Annotated in this window: 1 pseudogene; it reads right to left on the bottom strand. The window is 53.9% G+C overall.

The features are described 5' to 3' along the window. Nucleotides 1-310, bottom strand: a pseudogene (locus P0G09_RS17730) (conjugal transfer protein TraE); the annotation flags it as partial.

Genomic DNA, 310 nt, shown 5'->3' with positions numbered 1-310 from the left:
CTGCAACAGACGCTTTGCCTCACCGCCGAAGGTGGCGAGATCGGACGGGAAGATGTCCATATCGTAGCCGGAGCGGACAGCCTTTTTCTGCTCTTCAATCTTCATCTTGTCGAGGTCGGTGATCTTCGACTTGATGCTCTTGATTGCCTTCGCCTGGTCAATCGTCCGGATATGAAAATTGACCGAGATGTTGCTGTCCATCTCAAGGAAGTCGGCAAGCATACGGTCATTGAGTTCCGGCGCGAGGATTTGCAGGAAGCTCACCGCGCCGATGGTTCTGCCCATCTTGAAGCACTTGCCTACACGGAAG

Source organism: Faecalibacterium sp. DFI.5.82 (assembly GCF_029076575.1).
Lineage (GTDB): Bacteria > Bacillota > Clostridia > Oscillospirales > Ruminococcaceae > Faecalibacterium > Faecalibacterium duncaniae.
The sequence above is the reverse complement of the archived record's forward strand: the minus strand, read 5'-3'. Positions and strand labels throughout refer to the sequence as shown.